Source organism: Streptomyces alkaliphilus, assembly GCF_014141535.1.
Taxonomy (GTDB): Bacteria; Actinomycetota; Actinomycetes; order Streptomycetales; family Streptomycetaceae; genus Streptomyces; species Streptomyces alkaliphilus.
Genome location: NZ_VKHT01001090.1, coordinates 1 through 1,590, shown reverse-complemented (window position 1 = coordinate 1,590; position 1,590 = coordinate 1). Strand labels below are relative to the sequence as shown.

Here is a 1,590-nt window from a genome sequence, read left to right as displayed (position 1 = left end):
GTGGTATCCGTCGCGGGGGCCGTTGCCGTTCGCCGCCGGTGGTGCCCCTGTCCGGGACCGGGCCCCGGGGGAGGTTCAGGAACGGTCGGTGGACCGTACGTCGATGCCCAGGCCGGGCAGCAGCCCGTCGATGAGCGGGGGGAGGGTGATCTCCGCCCCCGGCTCCGTCGGCACGGGTTCGGTGGGATCCGGGCCCGTCGTTCCGTCCTCCGGCTCGCCCCCGGGGGCTCCGCCGTCCCCCGCGGGCGGGCGGCGCTGCTCCTCCCCCGAGGGGGGTGCGGGGACCGACTCCGGCGGTGCCGTTCCGGTGGAGACGGGGCCGCCCTCCTCCTCGATTCCCCCGGGCGGGTTGGCGCCGGAGGGGCCGAAGGTCGGGTCGGGCGGCGCGGTGTCCGGTGTTCCGTCGGCGGAGGGGGAGAGCTCCGGTGAGGGTTCGGTGGTCACCGCCTCCTCGTCCTCGCGCAGCAGGAACCCGACGGCGACCACCTCCTCCCGCAGGGCCTCGAGGATCCGGGTGACCTCGACCCCGATGTCGTTCAGCGCCGGGGGGAGTTGTGGGCGCAGGTCGGCCCAGGTCTCCCGGTGGCGTTCGGAGAAGTCCGAGAGGGTGCGCAGGGGGGCGACGGAACCGTCCTGCTCGTGCGCCTCGACCAGCAGGCGATGGCCCTCGACGGTGTTGGCCGCCATGGCGGTGAGGGCGGCCCGGACCTCGGCCACCTGCTCGGACTCCAACGGCCCGGATCGACCGCGCTCCATGAGCCGTCGGGCCTCGTTGAGCCGGGTGGAGGCGTGGTTGAGGTGTATACGCCCCCGGTCGTGTTGTCCGCCGGCCAGGTCCAGGCGCAGGTCCTCCATGCCGCGTTTGAGGCCGTAGAGGGTGTCGCCGGGGAGGGCGTTGGTGCTCGCGGCGGCGGCTCCGCCGAAGGCTCCGGCGGCGACGCCGACGGTGAGACCACCGGCGGCCAGACCCTTGGTGAGGCGGGATCGGGGGCGCAGGGCCCCGAAGCCGCGGGCGGGTCCCGCCCGATGGGCTCCGCGCGGGCGGTCGGGCCCGGTGGAAGGCGCGCCGAGGGCCGTCGCGCCGCCCTCGGCGAACGCGGCCTCCAGCGCGGCGACGAGTTGGGCGCGCTGTACCGCTCTCGTCCGGGGGTCCATGCGGGGCGGGGGGAGCGCGCGCATCCCGTCGACGACCCGCAGCAGGGGCGCGAACTCCTCCGGGGACGGCTCCGCCGACGCCCTTCCCGGCGTGGGGTCCGAGGCACCCGGTGCCGGGTACGGGGACACTTCGGACGCCGGTGGTGCCGCGGGAGCCGCTCCGTTCGCGGGAGCGTCCTCCGACGCCGCCACGGCCGCGGCGAAGGCACCGGCCCGCCGGTGGGTCGACACGGATCCGATCACGGGCGTCACCTCCTCTCGTGTGCACGGTCGGCTCTCTGTCACGGACCGGGTGTCGCCCCATTGACCGCCTCACCCGAAAGGGTGAGGCGGGCCTCCGGGGGCGAATCACGGAGAGCCTGCAAGGTCCCCAACGAGTCCGGGGCACCGGGGTTACGGCTTGATGATGATCGGATCGCCCCTTCTCCCGGGGAG

1 protein-coding gene is annotated in these 1,590 nt (G+C 75.4%); it reads right to left on the bottom strand.

Annotation, left to right across the window (positions count from 1 at the left end; all coding sequences use genetic code 11):
• Nucleotides 1-75: 75 nt before the first annotated feature.
• Nucleotides 76-1,398, bottom strand: a complete 1,323-nt coding sequence (locus FNQ90_RS22585) for a DUF5667 domain-containing protein (RefSeq protein ID WP_182608037.1) — start codon at nt 1,396-1,398, stop codon at nt 76-78.
• Nucleotides 1,399-1,590 lie beyond the last annotated feature (192 nt).